The 22,431-nt window shown below is 59.8% G+C and carries 17 protein-coding genes and 2 tRNA genes; 17 read left to right on the top strand and 2 right to left on the bottom strand.

Annotation, left to right across the window (positions count from 1 at the left end):
- Positions 1-44 precede the first annotated feature (44 nt).
- A tRNA-Lys gene (locus GX181_06605) sits at positions 45-120 on the top strand.
- Between the two features lie 149 nt (positions 121-269).
- The gene (locus tag GX181_06610) at positions 270-1,256 is read left to right on the top strand and encodes a DUF4892 domain-containing protein (GenBank protein NLM71612.1); all 987 of its coding nucleotides are present in this window, start codon (positions 270-272) and stop codon (positions 1,254-1,256) included.
- A gap of 32 nt (positions 1,257-1,288) precedes the next feature.
- Here the strand turns inward: GX181_06610 and GX181_06615 are convergent, their stop codons facing one another.
- Positions 1,289-1,555: a hypothetical protein gene (locus GX181_06615; GenBank protein ID NLM71613.1), complete on the bottom strand. Its 267-nt coding sequence runs from the start codon at positions 1,553-1,555 to the stop codon at positions 1,289-1,291.
- A 156-nt stretch (positions 1,556-1,711) separates the two neighbouring features.
- On the opposite strand from GX181_06615, the gene GX181_06620 reads away from it, so the two are divergent.
- Positions 1,712-1,795 (top strand) — tRNA-Leu (locus GX181_06620).
- Positions 1,796-1,798: 3 nt separating this feature from the next.
- Here the strand turns inward: GX181_06620 and GX181_06625 are convergent.
- The gene (locus GX181_06625; protein NLM71614.1) at positions 1,799-2,368 is read right to left on the bottom strand and encodes a nitroreductase family protein; all 570 of its coding nucleotides are present in this window, start codon (positions 2,366-2,368) and stop codon (positions 1,799-1,801) included.
- A gap of 174 nt (positions 2,369-2,542) precedes the next feature.
- Between GX181_06625 and GX181_06630 the strand changes: the two genes are divergently transcribed.
- The 14 genes from GX181_06630 to lon all read left to right on the top strand — a co-directional run bounded on the left by GX181_06630 (position 2,543) and on the right by lon (position 22,430).
- On the top strand, positions 2,543-3,097 hold the full coding sequence (locus tag GX181_06630) for a lytic transglycosylase domain-containing protein (GenBank protein NLM71615.1): 555 nt from the start codon (positions 2,543-2,545) through the stop codon (positions 3,095-3,097).
- A 9-nt stretch (positions 3,098-3,106) separates the two neighbouring features.
- Positions 3,107-4,216: an NTP transferase domain-containing protein gene (locus tag GX181_06635; GenBank protein NLM71616.1), complete on the top strand. Its 1,110-nt coding sequence runs from the start codon at positions 3,107-3,109 to the stop codon at positions 4,214-4,216.
- Positions 4,217-4,320: 104 nt separating this feature from the next.
- Positions 4,321-5,148, top strand: a complete 828-nt coding sequence (locus GX181_06640) for a hypothetical protein (GenBank protein ID NLM71617.1) — start codon at positions 4,321-4,323, stop codon at positions 5,146-5,148.
- Positions 5,145-5,612 (top strand): (2Fe-2S)-binding protein, encoded by a 468-nt coding sequence (locus tag GX181_06645; GenBank protein ID NLM71618.1) that lies wholly within the window; start codon positions 5,145-5,147, stop codon positions 5,610-5,612. Before GX181_06640 ends, GX181_06645 begins: the two co-directional genes overlap by 4 nt.
- Positions 5,605-7,926 carry a molybdopterin-dependent oxidoreductase gene (locus tag GX181_06650; protein ID NLM71619.1) on the top strand — a complete coding sequence of 774 codons (2,322 nt, stop codon included), beginning with the start codon at positions 5,605-5,607 and terminating at the stop codon, positions 7,924-7,926. The genes GX181_06645 and GX181_06650 overlap by 8 nt, the downstream gene beginning before the upstream one ends.
- 85 nt (positions 7,927-8,011) lie before the next feature.
- Positions 8,012-11,020, top strand: a complete 3,009-nt coding sequence (gene ygfK, locus GX181_06655) for a putative selenate reductase subunit YgfK (GenBank protein ID NLM71620.1) — start codon at positions 8,012-8,014, stop codon at positions 11,018-11,020.
- 12 nt (positions 11,021-11,032) lie between these two features.
- Entirely contained in the window at positions 11,033-12,361 is a 1,329-nt protein-coding gene (gene ssnA / locus GX181_06660) for a putative aminohydrolase SsnA (GenBank protein ID NLM71621.1), read from the top strand.
- 77 nt (positions 12,362-12,438) lie between these two features.
- Entirely contained in the window at positions 12,439-14,736 is a 2,298-nt protein-coding gene (locus tag GX181_06665; GenBank protein NLM71622.1) for a xanthine dehydrogenase family protein, read from the top strand.
- Positions 14,733-16,109, top strand: a complete 1,377-nt coding sequence (locus GX181_06670) for a 2Fe-2S iron-sulfur cluster binding domain-containing protein (GenBank protein NLM71623.1) — start codon at positions 14,733-14,735, stop codon at positions 16,107-16,109. Before GX181_06665 ends, GX181_06670 begins: the two co-directional genes overlap by 4 nt.
- Positions 16,110-16,135: 26 nt before the next feature.
- Complete coding sequence (locus GX181_06675; protein ID NLM71624.1) at positions 16,136-16,423, top strand: cold shock domain-containing protein; 288 nt, start codon at positions 16,136-16,138, stop codon at positions 16,421-16,423.
- 238 nt (positions 16,424-16,661) lie between these two features.
- A complete protein-coding gene (tig, locus tag GX181_06680; GenBank protein NLM71625.1) occupies positions 16,662-18,011 on the top strand; it encodes a trigger factor in 1,350 nt (449 codons plus the stop codon).
- A 20-nt stretch (positions 18,012-18,031) separates the two neighbouring features.
- The gene (gene clpP / locus GX181_06685; protein NLM71626.1) at positions 18,032-18,610 is read left to right on the top strand and encodes an ATP-dependent Clp endopeptidase proteolytic subunit ClpP; all 579 of its coding nucleotides are present in this window, start codon (positions 18,032-18,034) and stop codon (positions 18,608-18,610) included.
- Between the two features lie 123 nt (positions 18,611-18,733).
- Positions 18,734-20,038: an ATP-dependent Clp protease ATP-binding subunit ClpX gene (gene clpX, locus GX181_06690; GenBank protein ID NLM71627.1), complete on the top strand. Its 1,305-nt coding sequence runs from the start codon at positions 18,734-18,736 to the stop codon at positions 20,036-20,038.
- A gap of 55 nt (positions 20,039-20,093) precedes the next feature.
- Positions 20,094-22,430: an endopeptidase La gene (gene lon / locus GX181_06695; protein NLM71628.1), complete on the top strand. Its 2,337-nt coding sequence runs from the start codon at positions 20,094-20,096 to the stop codon at positions 22,428-22,430.
- Position 22,431: the final 1 nt, after the last annotated feature.

Raw genomic sequence — 22,431 nt, forward strand, 5'->3', positions numbered from 1 at the left:
GTCGCGGGTTCGAATCCTGCCGGGCGCGCCAAAAGGAAAAATGTGGACTGTTAGCTCAGTTGGCAGAGCAGCTGACTCTTAATCAGCGGGTCGTGGGTTCGAATCCCTCACAGTCCACCATTTTCTTCTCATTACAAGTGCATTGCATCGCACGAAATGCATCAAAGGCTCGTCTTGAGGCGAGCCTTTTTTGTTTTCTCCATTTTCGGCTGAAATGGTACAATGCATTTGTACAGAGACACCGGAGACCATTTTTGGGAGGTAATCGCATGAAGAAGATTTTTTTCACGAGCATGGCTCTGCTTGCTCTGCTTGCCAGCCCTCTCTTCGCCGTGGACATCGATGGCAGCAGTGACTCGCCCTTGCTACGGAGGTTCGAAGGGTCCTTCATCGTTCAGCACTCGGCCCAGGAGTTCGACGAAACTGTAGTTCCGCTTGGGGAGACTGTCCGAAAGGACGACAACTATGTCTTCACTGATTATCAAAGGGTCGAGGGCAGGACGACACGAATAATGTATATCACCCCTCCCGGGACCAGCTCCCTCGCGGTGTTCAGAAACTACGAGGAGGAGCTGAAAGAGAGGGGGTACACTATTCTCTTCAAAGGAGCGAGGGAAGAGCTCGGCCCCCACGACTCCTTCGCCGAGCTGCTCTACGGAAGGGACAGGCATTACCCCGTCCCCGGTCAAGAGTCGACAAAGAAGCAACGCTTTCTCTCCGCGCGCCTAGGCAGGGACGAGGGCGACGTCTACGTGACAGTCTGTTCGTTCGAGAACCACTTCTGGGACATCGCCGGGACGAAGATGGAAAAGGGCAGGACCTACTGCAGGGTCGACGTGGTGGAGACAAAGCCGATGCAGGTCAAAATGGTCGTGGTCAAGGCGGAGGAGATCGCACGCGAGCTGGAGTCGTCCGGAAGGATTGCGCTCTACGGAATCTTCTTCGACACGGACAAGACGGATATAAAGCCCGAATCCAAGCCTGCTCTTGAGGAAATGGCCAAGATGCTGAAGAGCTCCCCCGGGCTTCGGGTGCTGATAGTGGGGCACACGGATAGCACGGGGGACATAGAGTACAACATGGGCCTCTCCAAGAGAAGGGCGGAGTCGGTGGTCAAATACCTCAAGGAGCACTACGGCTTCGCTGGCTCCAGGCTCATCCCCGCCGGTGTCGGCATGTTGGCGCCCGTCGCGACGAACAGGACCGAGGAGGGGCGGGCTAAAAACCGCAGGGTCGAGCTGGTGGAGCTGCAGTGACAGAGGGCGTGGGTGGACGGATTTTGAGGAAACTATATTACGCCTTGCTGCTGTCCCTTATGATGATGCCTGTTGCTCATGCCGCGTATGCGACAGCTGTCGAAGGGGGTCCTTCCCTGGCAATGGGGCCGGGCGTCGCCGAGAAGCTCGAGGCTCTGGGCGCTGAGTTCACACTTGACTGGGGACTTTACCAGGACACCTGAGCCGAGGAGGCCTCCGCTCTCGTCGAGAGCGGAAAGCCAAGCTCTGCCGACGGCTATCTTCTTCTTCTCGATGACAGCGGACGTATCAGAATCCATGTCTCGAGAAACATGACTTTCATCGACGACACAGTGCTGATAGAGCACACGGTTCACCGGGGGCGCGACATCTTCATCTGCCGGTCGGTCGAGCCTTACGAGTAAGACGGACTTCACAAAGAGGCTGCGAAGTGGTATCATTCCTCATCGTCCGGCGCGAGAGTGGTGGAACGGCAGACACGCTGGACTTAGGATCCAGTGCTTTCGGGCATGGGGGTTCGAGTCCCCCCTCTCGCACCATTTTTATCCCTCGCCGTACCGGGACACAGTGCCCTCTTTGCGCGGGTAGGGCTTTGGAATGAAGTCGACGGCCTTGTAGCCGATCGCGACGGCGTAGCAGGGTTTATATCCCTCCGGGATGCGTAGTGATGCGGTCTCCGCCTCGTCCTCGAAAAGATACCGGGCGAGTCCGATCCAGCATGTGCCAATGTCGAGCGACTCCGCCGCGAGGAGCATGTTCTGGATCGCTGCGGAACAGTCCACGACGGAGGAGAGAGGCCCGTCGGCGCGGTGTACGCCGGAGACTATAATCACGGTGGGAGCGCCGTGGAAGAGGTGGTAGCCCCTCTTCATCGACAGGTCTCTCACCCAGTCGATCGGCGACTTGGTCATCTTGTCCACGGCGAACTCGCTCATCCGGTCAATCTTCTCCCTGTCCTGGATGATGAGGAAGTGCCAGGGTTGAGTGTTGTGTCCGCTGGGCGCCCAGAGAGCGGCCTCGATTATCGCGTTCAGCTCGTCGTCCGCAATCTGCTCTTGCTTGAAGCGCCTCACGCTGCGTCGGTTTTTTATAGTCTGCAGAACCAAGTTTATTGGAATTACCCCCTTAATATAAATGTTCCTATTCGCGACTATATGATAAAATACCGCGAAACTAGGAAAAAGGCTACTGCACTTTTTTACTTTTTCACTCTCTGCGGCAGTTTCTTCTGCAGAAAGGAGCACGACACAATGAAAAACAGGACCATGAAAGTCATTTGCATTCTTATGTTGCTCGCACTTTTCTACCCGAACACCAACCAGGCCTCGGCGGCGCCCTTCGGCAACAGCCGCGAGTACCACGCAATGGAGAACTGTAGATCTGCTAAAGACCAGTTGAAAAGAACCCGGGCTATCGAGAGCTACCTCAAGAGAGTCAACCCCAAGATTTCCTCCGCTAACGCCTCCCTGTACGCAGGACTGATCGAAAAACACTCCCAGCATTACAAAGTGGATCCCTTCCTCGTCACATCCATCATGGCAAAAGAGTCGACCTTCAAGGCCAATGCCGTGAGCAAGGGCAATTATGGCCTAATGCAGATCAATTGGAAGGCCAACGGTCCGTGGATAAAAAAGACCTTCCCCGTAAAGGACACCAAACAGCTTTTGGTACCGGACAATAATGTACGCATCGGTGTATGCATCATCGCGTCGAAGATCAAGTCCTCCGGTGGGGACGTGGACAAGGGACTGGACAGGTACAGAGGAAGATCTCTCTCGTCATACAGAAACGGCGTGATGAAGCACTACTCGGCCCTGTACACTCTCTTCGCCCGACTCTAATACGATCCCATGCATTTCAAGCTGGCCGCTGTCGTACTTGCCGCCGGATACTCGAGCCGCATGGGCTTTTTCAAGCCTCTCTCCAGGCTGAAGGGAGTCACGGCCCTTCAGAGGGTGATCATGTCGCTGTTTGAAGCGGGCGTAGAGGATGTACTGGTCGTAACGGGGCACAGGGGCGAGGACGTGGGGCGACTCGCCGCGAGCTGCGGCGCCGAGACAGTGCACAACCCCCTATTCGACCGGGGCATGTTCACCTCGGTGCAGGCGGGCGTCGCGGCCATGCCGGAGGATGCCGGGGCATTCTTCCTCCTGCCGGCGGACATTCCGGCGGTGCGTCCGGCCACTCTTATAAGCATGGCGAACATTGCTTCGCCCGACAGGGTCGTTCACCCGGCCTTCAGGGGGAGACGCGGTCATCCCCCCTTGATCGGCACCTCGCTGATCCCCTTGATTCTGAATCACACCGGGGAGGGAGGGCTTCGCGCCGTCTGGGAGTCGCGGGCCATCACGAACGTGGAGCTGCCCGTGTCCGACCAGGGAGTGCTGATGGACATGGACACAAGGAAGGATTTCGAGCTGATCCTCGTTCGCCTGGAGACTAATTCAACAACCCCTTCGAGAGACGAAAGACTCGCCCTCTGGGAGATGGCGGAGACACCGGAACGGGTCCGTCGTCACTGCGATAGGGTGGCGTCCACCTGTCTCGCGATCGGCATGGCATTAAAGCGAAGAGGAGTCGAGGTGGACCTGCCTCTTCTGAGGGGAGCGGCTCTCTTTCACGATGTCTGCCGACACCGGGAGGACCATGTTCGCAGGGGAGAGGAGTTTCTGAGGACCAACGGTTTTCCGAAAATGGCGGCCGTGGCGGCGTGTCACAAGGACCTGCCATCACGGGCTCCTGTAGAGGCCGCTATCCTTCACCTATCGGACAAGCTCGTCAAGGACACGGGGATAGTCACTCTCGCCGAAAGGAAGAAGCAGATGCGAGCGGCATATGGCACCGACGCGGACGCTTGGGCTTCGATCGGCAGACGCTACGCCGCCGCAAGAAGGACGGCCCGGATGGTGGAAAAAAAGACTGGGTGTCCCCTCTCTGATATTCTTGATCATTTAACCTGAAACCCCTCTGGACAGTTTACATTGAATGTTATAAGGTTAACCGAGGAATTTCGTTCCCATGGAACGAATTACGAATGGGATCATACCGAAAAAGGGGGAGAAAAATGAGTACGGTTCAATGGTTTTTTCCGGATACTTTAGAGGAGGCCCTCGCGTATCTCGGAAGAGAGGGTGTGGCGCCTCACGGCGGAGGGACCAATCTGGTCAAAAGCGGCATTTCCTCCCTCAAAGGAGTGGTTGATCTCTCAAGGCTGGAGCTCGACTTCATGAAGATCGACAAGGGAGTTCTCGAAGCGGGCGCGACCCTGACCTTTTCCGGGGTCGCGGATAATCTGGCCAACCTCTATCCAGATTGCCTCCTGGGAAAGGCGCTTGGAACATCCGCCTCGACCCCGCTGAGAAACAGGATCACACTAGGCGGCTCTGCGGCTCTATTCCCCCTGTGGTCGGACCTGATAGGCCCCATGTCGGTTCTTCAAGGGAGCGTTTGCGTAGCCGGGGAGAACGAGGGCAAATACGCCTTCGACACGTGGCTCGCAAACGGCGCCCTCCTGCAGGGCAGCCTGATCACATCGCTTCTCTTTCCGGACCCGGTCGACTGGCTCTCGTACTTCTACAGGGAGATCAGGGTCGGGTTCGATTACCCCGCTTTCACCGTATCCATCCTGGCCAGGAAGAACGGCGACAGGGTGGACGAGGTGCGCATAGCTGTCTCAGGCGGACTTGATAGGGTGCGGCGTCTCTCCGAGCTCGAGGAGAAACTCTCAGGCGCGGATCTGTCGGAGCTGGACAGACTCGACGTCAGGAGGATGGCGACCGTAGAGTTCGGCAAGAAGCCGTCGGGTTCGCCGCAATACCTGTCCGATATGGCCGCGCTGCAGGTCGAACGGGGATTGAAGAGGATACTCGCCGAGGAGGTGAAGTCCAGATGAACGGATCTTTCGTTGTGAACGGCCGTAGGGTCGAATGGTCCTTCGAGCCGCAGGACACCCTGCTGGACGTGTTGCGTGCGAACGGGCATCCGGAGGTGCACAGGGGATGTGACGAGGGGTCCTGCGGGGCCTGCTCGGTGCTGCTCGACGGCAAGCTTGTGAACTCCTGCCAGGTGTTCGCCGCGTCGGCGATCGACAAGGAGGTTCTGACCGTCGCGGGCATAGGGACGATTCACGAGCCTCACCCGCTGCAGGCGGCCTTCGTCGAGACTACCGCCGTACAGTGCGGGTTCTGCACCCCTGGCATGATCCTGGCGTCCCTCGCGCTTCTCCGCAAGAACCCAAACCCGTCGGAGGAGGACATCCGCTCCGCGCTGGACGGGAACTATTGCAGGTGCACGGGGTACGTCAAGATCATCGAGGCGGTCAAACTCGCTTCAAGGAGGATGAGCGCTCATGACTGATCTGAACATAGTTGGAAAATCCGTAGAGAAGGTCGATTCACTATCACTCGCTTGCGGCACGGCTCGTTACGCCTCGGACTGCGAGCTTCGCGACCCCCTCTTCCTGGCCTTCGCCCTATCCGCCGTGCCCCATGCCGAGATTCTCTCCATAGATGATTCGCAGGCTCGGGCCGTGGACGGGGTAGTGGACGTCTTCCACTCCTTCAACACCGAGTCGCCCCTCTTCTCGACGGCCGGGCAGGGACATCCGGAACCCTCCCCCTACGACACTCGCCTCTTCAACAAGAGGGTGAGGTACAACGGTGAGATAGTCGCGGCGGTGCTGGCGGAAAGCCTCAGGGCGGCCCGAGCGGGAGCGAGGGCGATGAAGCTGGATTACTCGCCTCTTCCGACTCTGTTCGACCCGGAGAGGTCGATGGACGCCGATTCGCCGAAGCTCCACGATGGAGCGGATGCCTACGCCCCACTCCCCGTGCCCTACAGGCCGGAGGAGAACGTGGCGGGCGAGGTGCTCTTCTCCTACGGCGATCTTGAAAAAGGCTTCACCGAGGCCGACCTGACAGTGGAGGAGACCTTCAGGACGCAGCAGGCATCTCACTGTGCGCTGGAGTTGCACAACGCATCCGCATACTTCGATGAAAAGGGAAGGCTGGTGATAGTCGTATCCACCCAGGTACCCTTCCACTCCAGGCGAATTGTATCCAATGCGACGGGGATTCCTCTTCATATGATAAGGGTGATCAAGCCTCGGATCGGCGGTGGCTTCGGAGGCAAGCAGGAGGTCCTGGTAGAGCTCTACACGGCTCTCGCGGCCTGGAAGCACAAGAGGAGCGTCAGGGCGGAGATGACCCGCCCGCAGGTGTTCACCTCGGCCCGCACCCGCCACCCGATGAGGGTGAGGATAAAGACCGGTGTGAAAAAGGACGGGACCATCACGTCGATGGACATGAACGACCTGATGGACAGCGGCGCGTACGGCGCCCACGCCCTCACGGTGCTCTCCAACGCGGCCTCCAAGGTACTGCCCCTGTTCAACAAGATCGAGAACCTGAATTTCACCGGGAGGTCCGTCTACACGAACCTGCCTGTCGGGGGCGCGTACCGAGGATACGGTGCGACCCAGGGATATTTTCCCTTCAACCAGCACATCGACGAGCTGGCCCGCAGAATAGATATGGACTTCCTCGACTTCGCCAAGATGCATCACATAAGAGAGGGAGAGACCTCGGCGGTCTTCGAGGCGATAGGCGAGGGAACCGAGGGAGTGAAGCAGGTAGTTAGGTCGTGCAAGCTGAGCGAGTGCATAGACATAGGCGCCAAGGAGATCAAGTGGCACGAGCTCCGCGGCAAGAGGATCAAGGACGGCCCGCTGGTGAAGGGAATCGGGGCGGCGGTTGCCATGCAGGCCTCGGGGATCCCCCAGGTCGACATGGCCAGCGCATCCATGAAGATGAACGACGACGGCTCGTTCAACCTGATGGTCGGGGCTACGGACATAGGCACCGGGTCCGACACGATACTCTCCCAGATCGCGGCCGAGGCTCTGAACGTCCCGCTCGAGATGATCATAGTCCTGTCGTCCGATACGGACCTGACCCCCTTCGACGTCGGAGCGTACGCCTCGTCCACGACATACGTGTCGGGCCGTGCGGTTCTCTCGTGCGCGGAGAAGATCCGCGACCAGATCCTCTCGGTCGCGTCGGCGATGACGGGCGCGCCCATCGAGCAGCTCTCGCTGGGGGAGAGCAAGGTCGTGAACAGGACGACCGACGAGGAGACCTCCTTCTCGCAGATCGCCTGCTTCGCCCTCTACACCAAGGACCAGTTCCAGATACAGGCGTCCGCCTCCTTCACCGGAATCGAGTCGCCCCCTCCGTTCATGGCACAGTTCGCCGAGGTGGACGTGGACACGGAGACGGGCAGGGTGAAGGTGGTCAAGTTCGTCTCGGTGGGTGACTGCGGACAGGCGGTGAACCCGAAGCTCGCCGAGGGGCAGGTGGAGGGAGCGACGATCAACGGCATCAGCTTCGCCCTCGCCGAGCAGTACATCTTTAACCAGAAGGGCAAGATGACCAACGACTCCTTCTGGGACTACAAGATATACGGCACTCTCGACATGCCAGAGATGGTGACGGTGCTGGTGGACTCGGACGAGCCCACCGGACCCTACGGCGCGAAGTCCATATCGGAGATAGGCATCAACGGCCCCGCGCCTGCGATAGCCAACGCGATCTACGACGCTATAGGGGTGCGCCTGTACGACATGCCCTTCACCCCGGAGAAGGTGTTGAAGGCGATCCGCTCGCGTGCCTAGAGGCAGAGTGGAAGGACATCGATGGCCGCCGGAGACGAACGTCTCCGGCGGTTTTGAAGGAAAATGAGGAAACGGAGGTGCGGAGATGAGCGACATCATGAGGATGATTCCCTTCGGGAGCCTGATGGACTGGATGCTCGCGGAACACGAGCGGGAGGGGTCCATCCTTGGAATTAGGAAGGAGAAGTTCTATAAAAACGACTCCGGCAGGAGCATTGTCGTCTGCGGGGAGGAGATAGCGTCGCCGATAGGACCCGCCGCCGGGCCGAACTCGCAGCTGGCGCAGAACATCATAGCCGCCTACCTCGCGGGGGCACGCTTCATAGAGCTCAAGACGGTCCAGATCATGGACGGGGAGGAGCTCCGAAAAGCCGTCGCAAAGCCGTGCATCAACGCCTGCGACGAGGGGTACAACGTGGAGTGGTCAACAGAGCTGACCGTGCAGGAGGCCTTCGGGGAGTATGTCAAGGCCTGGTTCGCGATGCAGGTCCTCGCCGTTGAGCTGGGCATAAGCCCCAAGCGAGACTTCGCCTTCAACATGAGCGTCGGATACGACCTGAAGGGCATTCAGTCCCCGAAGATCGACTCGTTCATAGAGGGGTTGAAGGACGCCTCGTCCACGGACGCATGGAGGGAGTGCAAGGGTTGGCTGTCGGAGAACCTCGACAGATTCAAACGATTCAAGGCCGCCGAACTCGATGCGATAGAGAGCCGCCTGTGCGACTCGATCACCCTGTCCACCCTGCATGGCTGCCCGCCGGACGAGATCGAGCGCATCTCTCGCTACCTTATGAACGAGAAGGGGCTCAACGTGTTCGTCAAGTGCAACCCGACCCTGCTGGGGTATGAGACGGCGCGAGACCTGCTGGACAGGACGGGCTACGGATACATGGACTTCACCGACCACCACTTCAAGCACGACCTCCAGTACGGTGACGGGGTCGAGATGCTGAAGCGGCTGCAGGAGTACGCCGGGGAGCTGGGGCGCGAGTTCGGGGTGAAGCTGACCAACACCTTCCCCGTCAACATCAAGAACGACGAGCTGCCGGGCGAGGAGATGTACATGTCCGGGCGCTCGCTCTTTCCACTCACCGTCACCCTGGCTACCAGGCTTAGCAGGGAGTTCGACGGATCTTTGCAGATATCCTACTCCGGCGGCGCGGATTTCTTCAATATAGAGTCGCTGATCAGGACCGGTATCCAGCCGATAAGCATGGCGACGACAATACTTAAACCCGGCGGCTACGAGCGGCTGAAGCAGATAGCCGACAGGGTGGAGCCGCTGCTGGACGGGCCGTTCAGGGGAGTCAACGTGGATGCGCTTGACGAACTGGCGAAGAGCGCCCTCGAGAACCCGTTCCACAAGAAGGAGGCGCGCCCGGTCGGCTCTAGGAAGACCGACTCGCGTCTGCCCCTCTTCGACTGCGCCAAGGCCCCCTGCCAGGACGGAGGCTGCCCGATCAACCAGCAGGTGCCTGTCTACCTCAGGCTGGTCGACGAGGGAAGATACGACGAGGCCTTCGAGACAATAGCGATAGACAACAGCTCCCCGGCGGTAACGGGGACGATCTGCGACCACCAGTGCCAGCACGTCTGCGTCAGGCTGGACTACGAGCACCCGCTCGAGATACGCGAGATGAAGAAGGTTGCGGTGCTGAAAGCCCAGGACTCCTACACTTCGAAGATGAAGCCGGCGGAGCTTAAGACCAAGAAGAGGGCTGCGATCATCGGAGCGGGCCCGACTGGAGTCGGCACTGCGATATTCCTCCGGAGGAACGGGATGGAGGCGCACGTATTCGAGAAGCGAGCGGAGCCCTACGGCATCGTCAAGTACGCCATCCCCGACTTCCGCATCGGCTCGGAGATGATCTCGCGCGACTACGACATGGCCGTCAAGGCGGGGGTCGAGTTCGAGTTCGGCGAAGAGAGGTCGGCCGACGAGCTCAGGAAGGCTTACGACTATGTCGTGATAGCCACGGGCGCGTGGGGCCCCGGAGTCTGCCCGGTGAAGGAGGGTGGCGACAAGGTGCTCGACGCTCTCGCCTTCCTGCAGGAGCACAAGGAGAGAGGCGGAAAGGTCGACCTGGGCGAGACGGTCGCGATCATCGGAGGCGGAGACGTCGCGATGGACTGTGCCAGGGCGGCCCGCAGGACGCCGGGAGTGAAGCGCGCGATCATAGTCTACAGGCGGACCAGGGCATTCATGCCGGCCGAGCCGGAGGAGATAAGGCTGACCCTCGAGGACGGGGTAGAACTGATTGAGCTGCTCGCCCCCGTGAACTACGACGGCTCGGAGCTTGTATGCGAGAGGATGAGGCTCGGAGAGAAGGACGAATCCGGTCGCAGAGGAGTGGTCGGCATAGGTGAGATGGTCTCGGTCAAGGCCGACTCGGTGATAGGAGCGACAGGCGCCACGGTGGACCAGTCGCCCTTCAAGGCCGCGGGCATCGCCCTCGACCCGAAGGGCAGACCTGTGCTGAACGAGGAGAACGAGAGCTCCGTCGCCAATATCTACGTCGCGGGCGACTGCAAGGCGGGCCCCGCCACGGTGGTGAAGGGGATCGCCGACGCCAAGACGGTGGCGAAGAGCATCCTGGGCAAGGAGGGGATCTCCCCGGACTTCGCAGTGACTGAGCTTCTGAGGGACCTGCCCTCGATCTACAGAAAAAAGGGAGTGCTGAAGGAGGCCGTCAAGGAACACACGGACGGCTCTCGCTGCCTCGACTGCGGCGAGATCTGCGAGATCTGCTGCGACGTCTGTCCCAACAGGGCCAACGTGCTCATAGTGGTGGACGGCAAGCACCAGATACTACACCTGGACGGAATGTGCAACGAGTGTGGAAACTGCGGGATTTTCTGTCCGCACACGGGCGACCCGTACAGGGACAAGGTTACCCTCTTTTGGACGGAGGAGGACTTCGAAGACAGCGAAAACACAGGATTCTACAGGGTCGAGGGCGACCTCTACAAAGTGCGCAGGGAGGACGGATCGACCCTCTCCTGGCGGCGAGGCGATCCTGGAGTCTCTGGCGAGATGACGGGGATGCTGAACGAGATCCTCGACCGCTATCCCTATTACGTGTTGAACCTTTAGGAGGTGTGCATCATGCTTCTGATAGGAAACGGAAAGGTTATCACTCGGGACGACGAGAACAGGGTCATCGATAACGGGGCCGTCCTCGTGGACGGCGCCCATATCAAGGCAGTCGGAGAGACGGATGAGCTGAGGAAGGCCAACCCGGGCGCCGAGTTCAAGGACGCCGGGGGCAGGCTGGTGATGCCGGGCCTCATCAACGTCCACATGCACTACTACAGCACCTTCGCCAGGGGTATGGCACTCGACAGCCCACCCGCCAAGAACTTCGTCGACGTGCTGGAGGGGCTCTGGTGGAGGCTGGACAAGTGCCTGACGCTGGAGGACGTCTACTACAGCGTGATGGGACCGGGAATCGACCAGGTCAAGTGCGGAGTGACATCCGTCATAGACCACCACGCCAGTCCGTTCGCGGTGCGGGGAAGCCTTGCGAAGATCGCGGAGGCCTCAGCCGAGCTGGGACTGAGGAGCAACCTGTGCTACGAGGTCTCCGACCGGGACGGAGAGCAGAGCAGGGTGGACGGGATCACTGAGAACATAGAGTTCATCAAGTACTGCGCCGAGAAGAAGGACGACATGATCAAGGGGCTGTTCGGCTTCCACGCTTCGATGACAGTGTCCGACAAGACCCTGGAGGAGAGCGCAAAGCTCATGGAGGGGCTGGATTCGGGCTACCACGTGCACATCGCCGAAGGGATCGAGGACCTGGAGGACAGCAGGGGCAAGTACGGCATGGGGGTCGTGGAGCGCTGGCACAAGCACGGGATGTTGCATCCTAAGAGCTTGGGCATACACTGCATCCACATCTCGGAGAAGGAGATGGATCTGCTCAAGGAGTCCGGAGTCGCCGTGGTGCACAACCCGGAATCCAACATGGGCAACGCCGTCGGCCTGTCACCGGTGCTCAAGATGATGGAGAAGGGGGTCATGGTCGGACTGGGGACTGACGGCTACACGGCCGACATGTTCGAGTCGTACAAGGTCGCAAACTGCCTGCACAAGCACGGCGCGGGCATTCCGAGCGCCGCGTGGGTCGAGCCGCCGACGATGTTCTTCGAGAACAACAGGACGATAATGAACCGCCACATCGACGGAGAGGTGGGCGTGCTAAAACCGGGCGCATACGCGGACATCGTAATAGTCGACTACAACCCTCCCACTCCGTTGAACGGAGGGAACGTCAACGGACACCTGCTGTTCGGCGTCTGCGGAAGGCACGTGGACACGACGATAGTAAACGGCAAGGTGCTGATGGACGAGAGGAAGCTCCTCCACATCGACGAGGAGAGGATTATGGCCGAGAGCAGGGCCCTGGCCCGGAAGCTCTGGCAGAGGATCTAAGCAACGACCGACGCCAGGGGCCCGACGGCCCCCGGCGTCCCTTTCACCGTTCATTCTTTCTGTTTTTAAGGAGGCACATGCCAATGATCGAGAGGCTCAACGTGGTCGGCACCTGTGTTCCAAGACACGATGCCCTTGCCAAAGTAACCGGTGGTGCCCGTTACGTGGCCGATCTTCCCTGTGAAGGGGCGTGGGTGGGGGGTGCCCTCTGGAGCGAGACCCCGCGCGCGAAGCTTAAGGGCGTAGTCCGGCGGAGAGGCTTCGACTGGTCGAGAGTGACCGTCGTCACAGCCGCCGACCTGCCCGGCCCGAACGAAGTGCACATGGTGAAGGACGACTTTCCGGTGCTCGCGGACAGGGAGGTCGCCTACATCGGTCAGGCCATAGCCCTTGTCGCGGCGCCGGACGAAAAGACCCTGAAGGAGGCGCTTGCGTCACTGGAGCCGGAGTTGGAGGAACTCCCCCCCGTGCTGACGGTGGACGAGTCTCTCTCGCGCAAGGCCGTCATCTGGGGGGAGGACAATATCCAGGCCGAATACCTGGTGGAGCACGGCGATATCGAGGCAGCGTTCGCTGAATCGGACATGATCGTGGAGGAGACCTACAGCACGCACCACCAGGAACACCTATATCTTGAGACCAACGGAATGCTGGCCAGGCCGCGGGAGGGCGGGGGGGTGGAGGTCGAGGGTTCGCTGCAGTGCCCCTACTATGTCGCACGCGCCCTGGCTCATTCTCTCTCCCTCCCGCTGGACATGATCGTTATGAGGCAGACGGAGACTGGAGGGGCGTTCGGTGGCAAGGAGGACTATCCGTCTGTGATAGCGGTCCAAACGGCCCTGATGGCGCTGAAAAGCGGCAAGCCGGTCCGATTCGTCCTCGAGCGAGGGGAGGACATAGAGGTCACCACCAAGAGGCATCCGTCGATTATCCGCCACCGGACTGGGGTCGCAAAGGACGGGACGATCCTGGCCGCCGAAATGGACATAATCTTCGATGGTGGCGCCTTCTCGACGATGAGCCCGGTGGTGCTCTCAAGGGGGGTCCTGCACGCGTGGAGCGTTTACAAACTGCCGAACGCAAGGATAAGGGGCAGGGCCCTGGCCACGAACACAGCCCCCAACGGCGCGTTCAGGGGCTTCGGAGCACCGCAGACCATCTTCGCGATGGAGCGCCAGGTGGACCTGATCGCCCGCCGCCTTGGCATCTCACCGGTCGAGGTCAGGAGAAAAAACCTGGTCAAGGCCGGCGACACCCTGCCCTGCGGCCAAGTGCTGCGCTCCGCGCATGCCGAGCTCGTTCTGGACAGGGCGCTGGAGCTCTCGAGATATGAAAAGAAGCACGGCAAAAAGGAAAACGACGGGAGGGTCCTGCGCGGCGTGGGGCTCTCCCTGTTCATGCACGGAGGCGGCTTCACCGGCGCGGGTGAGGAGAACATAGCCGGAAAGGCCGCGGTCGAGGTCGCGGACGACGGACTGGTCGACATATTGGTGAGCAGCACGGAGATGGGCCAGGGCGCTGCAACGGTGCTGCCGCAGATCGCCGCGGAGGTCCTCGCCCTTCCCGTGGAGAGGGTGCGCCACCCGAACCCGGACACTTCGCGAGTTCCGGACAGCGGCCCGACCGTGGCGTCAAGAACGACGATGATGGTGGGGAAGATACTGCTTGACGCTGCGACGGACATGCGCGACAAACTCTCGGCCTTCGTCGGAGCAAACTCCGGAGTGAATCCAGAGTACATCGAGTGGAGTGGAGGCAGGCTGCGCTCCGGGGGCAGGGATCTCGGCTCGTTCGATGAACTCGCGGCTCGGTACAGGTTGGCGCACGGCAAGCCTCTCAGGGGAGAGGCCGCATACGATCCGCCTCCCGAGTGCCAGTGGAACGAGGAGGAGTACAGGGGCGACGCCTACAAGGACTACGCCTGGGCCTGCGACGTCGTCGAGGTCGAGATCGATGCGGACACGCTCGAACTCAGGGTGCCGCGCATGACGTCGGTCGTCGAGATCGGAAGGGCGATCCACCCGATGCTGGCGGAGGGACAGGTGGCGGGAGGCTCGCTGCAGGCCCTGGGATGGGGGGCAATGGAGGACGTCAAGATGCAGAAAGGCCGCTATCGCAACACCAGCCTCGCCAACTACATAATTCCGACCGCCGTGGACGCCCCGGACTTTGACATAGAGATAGCGGAGGCGCCATCGCCCTATGGACCGTGGGGGGCAAAGGGTCTCGGCGAGCTTCCGATGGACGGAGGCGCACCGGCTCTCGCGGCGGCCGTGGATGATGCACTCGGCGTGTTCGCGTCGGAGCTTCCCCTTACGAGCGACCGTCTGCACGAACTGTTGAGGCGAAAAGAGCGGGGAGGGGATCGTAGATGAAGTTCAAACTTATCGTAAACGGCGTGACCCGCGAGATCGACGCCCCTCCTACGAGGCGCTTGTTAGACATACTAAGGGAGGACCTCGGCCTGACCGGGGCCAAGGAGGGATGCGGGGAGGGTGGTTGCGGCGCGTGCGCCGTGCTGTTGGACGGGCGCCTGGTCAACTCGTGCATGGTGCCGGCACTGCAGCTTCCAGGCAGGAGCGTGGAGACGGTCGAATCTCTGGCGTTGGACGGAGAGCCCGACGTGCTTCAGCAGGCCTTCATTGACTCGGGAGCGGTTCAGTGCGGCTTCTGCACTCCCGGGATGCTCATGGCCGCCAGGGCGCTGCTTGCGTGCAACCCCCGGCCCTCCAGGGACGATATAAGAACGGCCATTTCCGGGAACCTCTGCCGCTGCACCGGTTACGAGTCCATAGTGGACGCGGTCGAGAAAGCTGCGGCCGGGGGCTACTCACCGAGCCTTCTCACGGGGACGGGCAATCACGAGTTCTCACTCGCCCCGGAGGAGAGGGGGAAGGTGTTTCTGCCCCGGGCACTTGACGAGGCGCTATCGATCCTGTCCGAGCACCCTGGCGGTGTCGTTCTCGTAGCGGGCGGGACAGACCTTATCGTCGAGATGGAGAAGGGCGGCCGTTCCGCTCCGGAGATGATGATGGACCTGGGCGGCATCGACGAGCTTCAGGAGATCCGCGTCTCAGGCGACTGGCTCGAGATCGGCGCTGGGGCGACGTTCACGGATATCGCAACGGACGAGAGGGCACTTGAAATCGCCCCCATGCTCGCGAGCTGCGCCGCGCAGATGGGTTCACCCGCCGTTCAGAACAGGGCGACCATAGGAGGCAACCTCGCGACCGCCTCGGCCGCGGGCGACTCGCCTCCCGTCCTGATGGCGCTCGACGCCATAATCGTGCTCGCGAGCAAGGCCGGCCTCCGCGAGGTGACGGCCGTCGAATTCTTCTCCAAGTACAGAAAGACGGAACTCCGGGACGACGAGTTGATCAAGTCGGTGCGCATCCCGCTGGCTGCGAGGGATCACGTGCAGATGTTCCGCAAGGTGGGGCCGAGGCGAGCAATGGTCATCTCGCGCATCACCCTTGCCTGCTCTGCGGAGGTCCGCGACGGAAAGACTCTCTCCTGTCGCCTGTACACGGGCAGCATGTCACCTGTTCCGCTGCTGCTGGAGAGGGCGAGCGAATTGGTCGTCGGAAAGATCCTGACGGTCGAACTGGCGGAGGAGGCCGGGAGACTGGCCGAAGAGGCGGTTTCGCCGCGCACGTCTCCCGAGTATCGCAAGGAGGCCACCGGCAAACTGGTGGCTCGCTTCTTCAAGGACATCCTGGAGGGCAAGGCAGGAGGTACTCTCGGATAACCGAGGAAAGACGATTCGGTGCGATTATGCTTGACACTCCATTCGTTTGCAAGTATCATCTTCCAGTCGACCGAGTCGGCAGAAAGCAATCAAGCTTAGGAGGAGCAGATTTGACAACTCAGGGTACGGTTAAGTGGTTCAACGCAACAAAGGGTTACGGCTTCGTAACTTGCGACGATGGGAACGACGTTTTCGTTCATTATAGCGCAATCCAGGGAGACGGTTTCAAGACCCTCGACGAGGGACAGAGGATCTCCTTCGACGTCACCCAAGGGGCCAAGGGCGACCAGGCAGCAAACGTCGTGAAGCTGTAGCATCTCAACGCGGGCGACTATTTCAGGGGCAGCGGTCAGACGCTGCCCTTTTTTCATTCGACGTACTACTTCCGTCATACCGATGCGCCCTCTCACCATGATTCCTGAAGTCGCTTTTGCTTTCTGCTGTAATTCCGTGTAAAATACCATCCGCATGTTTTCTCGTTATTCAATGAACGAGATTTGGAACGGACTATATGAAACAGGGTAGCCTTTGTCGAAAGGGGTTGCGATTAGTATGAGGTCAGAGATCGTCTCGCAGGAGGGAAACATCGTCTCCATCAAGCTGATCTTCGAGGCGGACGAGTTCGTCAAAGAGGTCGACAAGGCGGTTAAAACGCTCTCCTCCGAGGTGAACATAGCAGGCTTTCGCAAAGGACACGTTCCGCGCAAGGTCCTGGAGTTGCGGCTGGGCAAAAACGAGATCTACACGGAGGCTTTGGACGGGATGCTGTCGGAGGCGATCCGGCAGACCGTGAACGACTACGACCTGGACCTGATAGACGAGCCACAAGTTAAGATAGGCGACTTGGAGGAGGGCAGTCCTGTCGAAGTCGACGTTGTCTTCGAGGTCGTGCCCGAGGTCGTCCTGCCCGAGATATCCGAGATCACGGTGAAACGGCCCCCCGCCACAACGGACGAGGAGATGGTCTCCAATACCATAGAGGAACTCCGGATGCAGAACGCCGTCGCCCTCCCTCTAGAAGAGGGAGCCGTGGATGAGGAGAACGTGGTCGAGATCGAGTATGTAACCACGGTTTTAAAGGATGACGGGCCGGCGGAGCCTCACGGACCGGAATCTGCGACGCTGGACCTGACCCAGCCGTCTGTTAGAAGGGAAATAAAAGAAGCCCTTCTCGGCGCGGAGACGGGCGATACCAGGACGACAGAGATAAGGGTCGAGGACGACTACCCGGACCCGGTCGTGGCGGGGCATATCGTCAGGTACGAGATGAAGGTGAAACAGATCGGCGCAAAGGTGCTTCCCGAGATGAAGCCGCTTTTCTTCGAGAAGATGCTCGGAGGCGAGTGCGAGACGGAGGATGAGTTCCGCGAGGGGATCAAGAAGAGGATCCTCGAGAGGGTCTCGGCGGAGCTGAACGCCAAGGCCGAGCTGGACGCGTTGCAGAGCGTGTCCGACCTCTCCACCGTGAATGTGCCGGAGACTCTTGTATTGCGCCAGATTACCGCGATGATTAAAGATGACGTGGAGAACCTTAGGCAGAGCCGCGACATTTCCCTTGAAGTGATGCTTGAAGAGTCAGGCATAAGCATGGAGGATTATGAGAAGAAGATTCGAGAACAGGCCGAGGTCATAGTGAAGCGCTCCCTCGTACTTGACAAGATCGCGGAGGAGAGAGGCGTAAGCGTGGAAAAGGAGGACTTCGAGGCAGAGATGCAGACTCTCGCCTCGTCCTACAATATCGACGCAAAAAGGCTTGTCGAGGGGCTGTACCGGGACGAGAAGAGGCTTATGGAGCTGGCCAACAGGATAAAATACAAGAAGACCATTAAAGAGATCATGGACACAGTCCGGATAGACGAGACGGTGGACACAGCAGAGACGTCGCAAAACGAACAGTCGTAATCCGGCAGGAGGTGTGAGAATTGCTGGTACCCATGGTAGTTGAGCAAACCGGGCGAGGCGAGCGAGCCTACGATATCTACAGCCGCCTTCTGAAGGACAGGATCATATTCCTGGGGGATTCCATAAACGAGCACACGGGCAACCTGGTAGTCGCGCAGCTTCTCTTCCTGGAGAGCGAGGACCCGGACAAGGACATCAATCTATATATCAACAGCCCCGGGGGGTACGTATCGGCGGGGCTCGCGATATACGATACCATGCAGTACATAAAGAGCCCCGTGTGCACGATCTGCATCGGTCAAGCGGCCAGCATGGGTGCACTTCTTCTCGCGGGAGGCACGAAGGGAAAGAGGTTCATCCTCCCGAACGCGCGCGTCATGATACATCAGCCGCTTGGAGGGGTTCAAGGACAGGCCACGGAGCTGGAGATTCACGCACGTGAAATACTGAAGCTTCGAGAGAAGCTGAATGATATACTTGTGAAACACACGGGGCAGACGAGGAAGAAAGTACGAGCGGACACGGAGAGGGACTATTTTATGTCCTCCGAGGAGGCCGTAGAGTACGGGGTCGTCGATAAAATCATCCAATCAAGATAGTGCGTTTGCTCCAAACATGAGACACGAGTTTGTAAATAACGAAGAAACAGATCTGCGGGTATGTACGCTTCGGACATTCCCTTTGTTGTGTTATGAAGGAGAAAGTAGCAGGGAGGTATTTTAATGTCCAAGTTCGACAATGGCGGCAGGGGATCCAAGGGAGAGGGCAGGAAGAACTCCTACAATGGCCGCTGTTCATTCTGCGGCAAGAGCCAGGAGGAAGTGCACAAGCTCATCGCCGGCCCAGGGGTGAACATCTGCGACGAGTGCGTCCACCTGTGCAATATGATACTGGTGGAGGAGAGCGAAGACCCCTCCAAGTCCAAGGTGGCCGAGCCCTTCTCTCTTGCCGAGGCCCCCAAGCCGAAGGAGATAAAGGAGTACCTCGATCAGTACGTGATAGGACAGGAGCTGGCGAAGAAGGCCGTCTCGGTCGCGGTCTACAACCATTATAAAAGAGTAGGCAGCTTTGAGGCCAAGGATAACGACGTGGAGCTTCAGAAGAGCAACGTGCTGCTCATGGGGCCCACGGGATGCGGAAAGACCCTGATCGCTAGGACCTTGGCGAAAAAGCTCGACGTCCCGTTCGCGATGGCGGACGCGACGACCCTGACAGAGGCCGGCTACGTGGGAGAGGACGTGGAGAACATCCTCGTGAAGCTCCTGCAGGCCGCCGACTACGATGTCCAGGCCGCGCAGAGGGGCATAATCTATATTGACGAGATAGACAAGATCACCCGCAAGTCGGAGTCGGCCTCGATCACTAGGGACGTCTCCGGAGAGGGAGTTCAGCAGGCCCTGCTGAAGATCTTGGAGGGCACCCTGTCCAACGTCCCGCCGAAGGGAGGGAGGAAGCACCCCTACCAGGACTTCATCCAGATGGACACGACGAACATCCTGTTCATCTGCGGAGGTGCTTTCGACGGCATAGAGGAGATCATCGGCCGGAGGGTTAACAAGAAGATGATCGGCTTCGGAGGCGACATCCTTGGCAAGCATGATGTGCGCCGCTACGAGATCATGAAGCAGATACAGCCGGACGACCTGATGGCGTTCGGATTCATCCCGGAGCTCGCCGGGAGGCTTCCCGTGATGATCCCGCTGGAGGAGCTTGACACGGACGCCCTTGTGCGCATACTGGTGGAGCCGAAGAACTCCCTTGTACGCCAGTACAGGAAGACCTTCTCGATGGAGGGGGTGGACCTGGAGTTCACCCACGAGGCGCTTCTGAGCATCGCCTCGAAGGCCTCCAGCAAGAACACCGGCGCCAGGGGACTTAGGTCTATCCTGGAGAACCTTATGATGGACCTGATGTACGAGATACCATCGAGCAAGAAACCGGTGAGCAGGGTGATCATCACGAAAGAGGCCGTTGAAGACGGAATGCCGCCGGTCAAAGAGGAGAGCAAATCGGAGGAGGTCGCCTGAAGTCATGAAGGGGGAGAAAAAGAAGCAAGTGCACGACCCCGCGAACGACTCCGTCATGGAGGCGGAGCCAGTGGAGCCTCGCCGCTGCTACGTCCTTCCCGTAAGGGACATAGTGGTCTTCCCCGGCATAATCGCCCCGCTGTTCGTGGGGCGCCCTCGCTCGCTTAAAGCGATCGAGATGGCCATGCTGCAGGACAGGAACGTCCTAGTCGTGGCACAGAAGGAGATGCTGGACGACGACCCGCGGATCGAGGACCTGTACACGGTGGGAACAGTGTGCGGCATTCTGCAGATGGTCAGGATCCCGGACGGGACCACCAAGGTGTTGATAGAGGGCGTCGAGCGTGTCAAGGTCCTTTCCTACGGAAGGGGCAGAGAGACGCTCGAGGCGGAGGTGGTCTCGCTGCCCTGGGAGGACGAGTACTCGCCGAACCTGGAGGCACTGAAGCGCAGCGTCCTCGAGCAGTTCGAGAAGTACGTGACCCTGCATCCGCGCATACCGGCGGAGGTCCTGATCTCCGTCATGAACGTCGATGATCCCCGCCAGATATCCGACCTGGTCGGGTCTCATCTGTCCATGAAGGTGGACAGGAAGCAGAAGCTGCTGGAGACAGTCAACCTCGAGAGGGCACTGAAATACCTTCTGAGGATCCTCCTCGAGGAGGTCGACATCCTCAAGCTTGAACACGCCATACAGGACAAGGTCCGGCAGGAGGTCGAGAGGGGGCACAAGGAGTACTACCTGCGCGAGCAGCTTAAAGTCATACAGGACGAGCTGGGGCAGGGCGAGAAGCCCTCTGAGATCGACGAGTTCAGGGAGAAGATCGAGGAGGCGGACATGCCGGAGGCGGCCTACAACAAGTCGCTTCACGAGCTGGACCGACTCTCCAAGATGCCGCTGATGTCCGCCGAGGCGACGGTCGTCCGGACCTATATAGACTGGCTGGTCTCCCTCCCCTGGAACAAGGCCACCCCGGACAACCTGGACATCGACCGAGCTCGCAAGGTGCTCGACGACGACCACTACGGCCTCGAGAAGGTCAAGGAGCGCATCCTGGAGTATTTGGCCGTGCGCAAGCTGGCCAAGGACAGGATGAGGGGTCAGGTGCTGTGCTTCGTCGGACCCCCGGGAGTCGGCAAGACGTCGCTGGGCAAGTCGATAGCCAAGGCGCTTGAGCGCAAGTTCGTGAACATGTCGCTTGGGGGCATGCGCGACGAGGCGGAGATCAGGGGCCATAGAAGGACGTATGTCGGGGCGATGCCAGGCCGCATCCTTCAGAAGATCCGCCAAGCCGGAGCGATGAACCCGGTTCTTCTGATGGACGAGATCGACAAGCTCGGACAGGATTTCCGAGGAGATCCCGCCGCCGCCCTGCTCGAGGTGCTGGACCCGGAGCAGAACAGCGCTTTCACGGACCACTTCATGGAGGTCCCGTTCGATCTGCACAACGTGATCTTCATCACCACCGCGAACGTAGTTCACACCATCCCCAAGCCCCTTCTTGACAGGATGGAGGTCATCAAGATCCCCGGGTACGTCTGGCAGGAGAAGAAGATGATAGCAAAAAAGCACCTCTTCCCCAGGATCCTGAAGGAGCACGGACTGACCTCGAGGCAGCTGACCATAACTACGGGCGGCTTGGAGCGCATAATCAGCGACTACACGAGGGAGGCAGGAGTGAGGGGCCTGGAGAGGGAGCTGGCCAAGATATGCCGCAAGGTGGCCAGGCGAATAGTCGAGGACGGGAAAGTCATGGAAAAGAGGCTTTCGATCGGAGTGAGGCGCCTGAAGGACTATCTAGGGCCCCCTAAGCTGCACGATCCCAGGCTTCCCACGGACAAGGAGGTAGGCTCCGTCGTCGGGCTGGCCTGGACGGAGACGGGCGGGGACGTGCTCGTGATAGAGGCGGCGACGATGAAGGGCAAGGGAGAGGTCACCCTGACCGGGAACCTTGGGTCGATCATGCAGGAGTCCGCGCAGACGGCGATAGGATTCCTCCGCTCGAGCGCGGACAAGTTCGGCATCGGCGATGTTGACTGGAAGAACATCGACGTTCACCTGCACGTGCCAGAGGGCGCCATTCCGAAGGACGGTCCCTCGGCGGGGATAACCATGGCAGTGGCGATCCTGTCGGCGGTCAGGAACAGCCCCGTGCTGCCGGACATCGCCATGACGGGGGAGGTCTCCCTGCAGGGAAAGGTCCTCCCTGTGGGAGGCATAAGGGACAAGATACTGGCCGCAAAGAGACAGGGAGTCAGCAATATCATCATCCCGCTCGCCAACAAGCTCGACGTCGAGGAGATCCCGGACTGGTCGAGGGACGGGATCAGCTTCCACTACGTGGACAGGGTGGAGAATGTCTTCGACAGGGCGCTCGAGGGGACGTCGTAGG

The organism is Synergistaceae bacterium (genome assembly GCA_012521675.1).
In the GTDB taxonomy this organism is placed as follows: domain Bacteria; phylum Synergistota; class Synergistia; order Synergistales; family Aminobacteriaceae; genus JAAYLU01.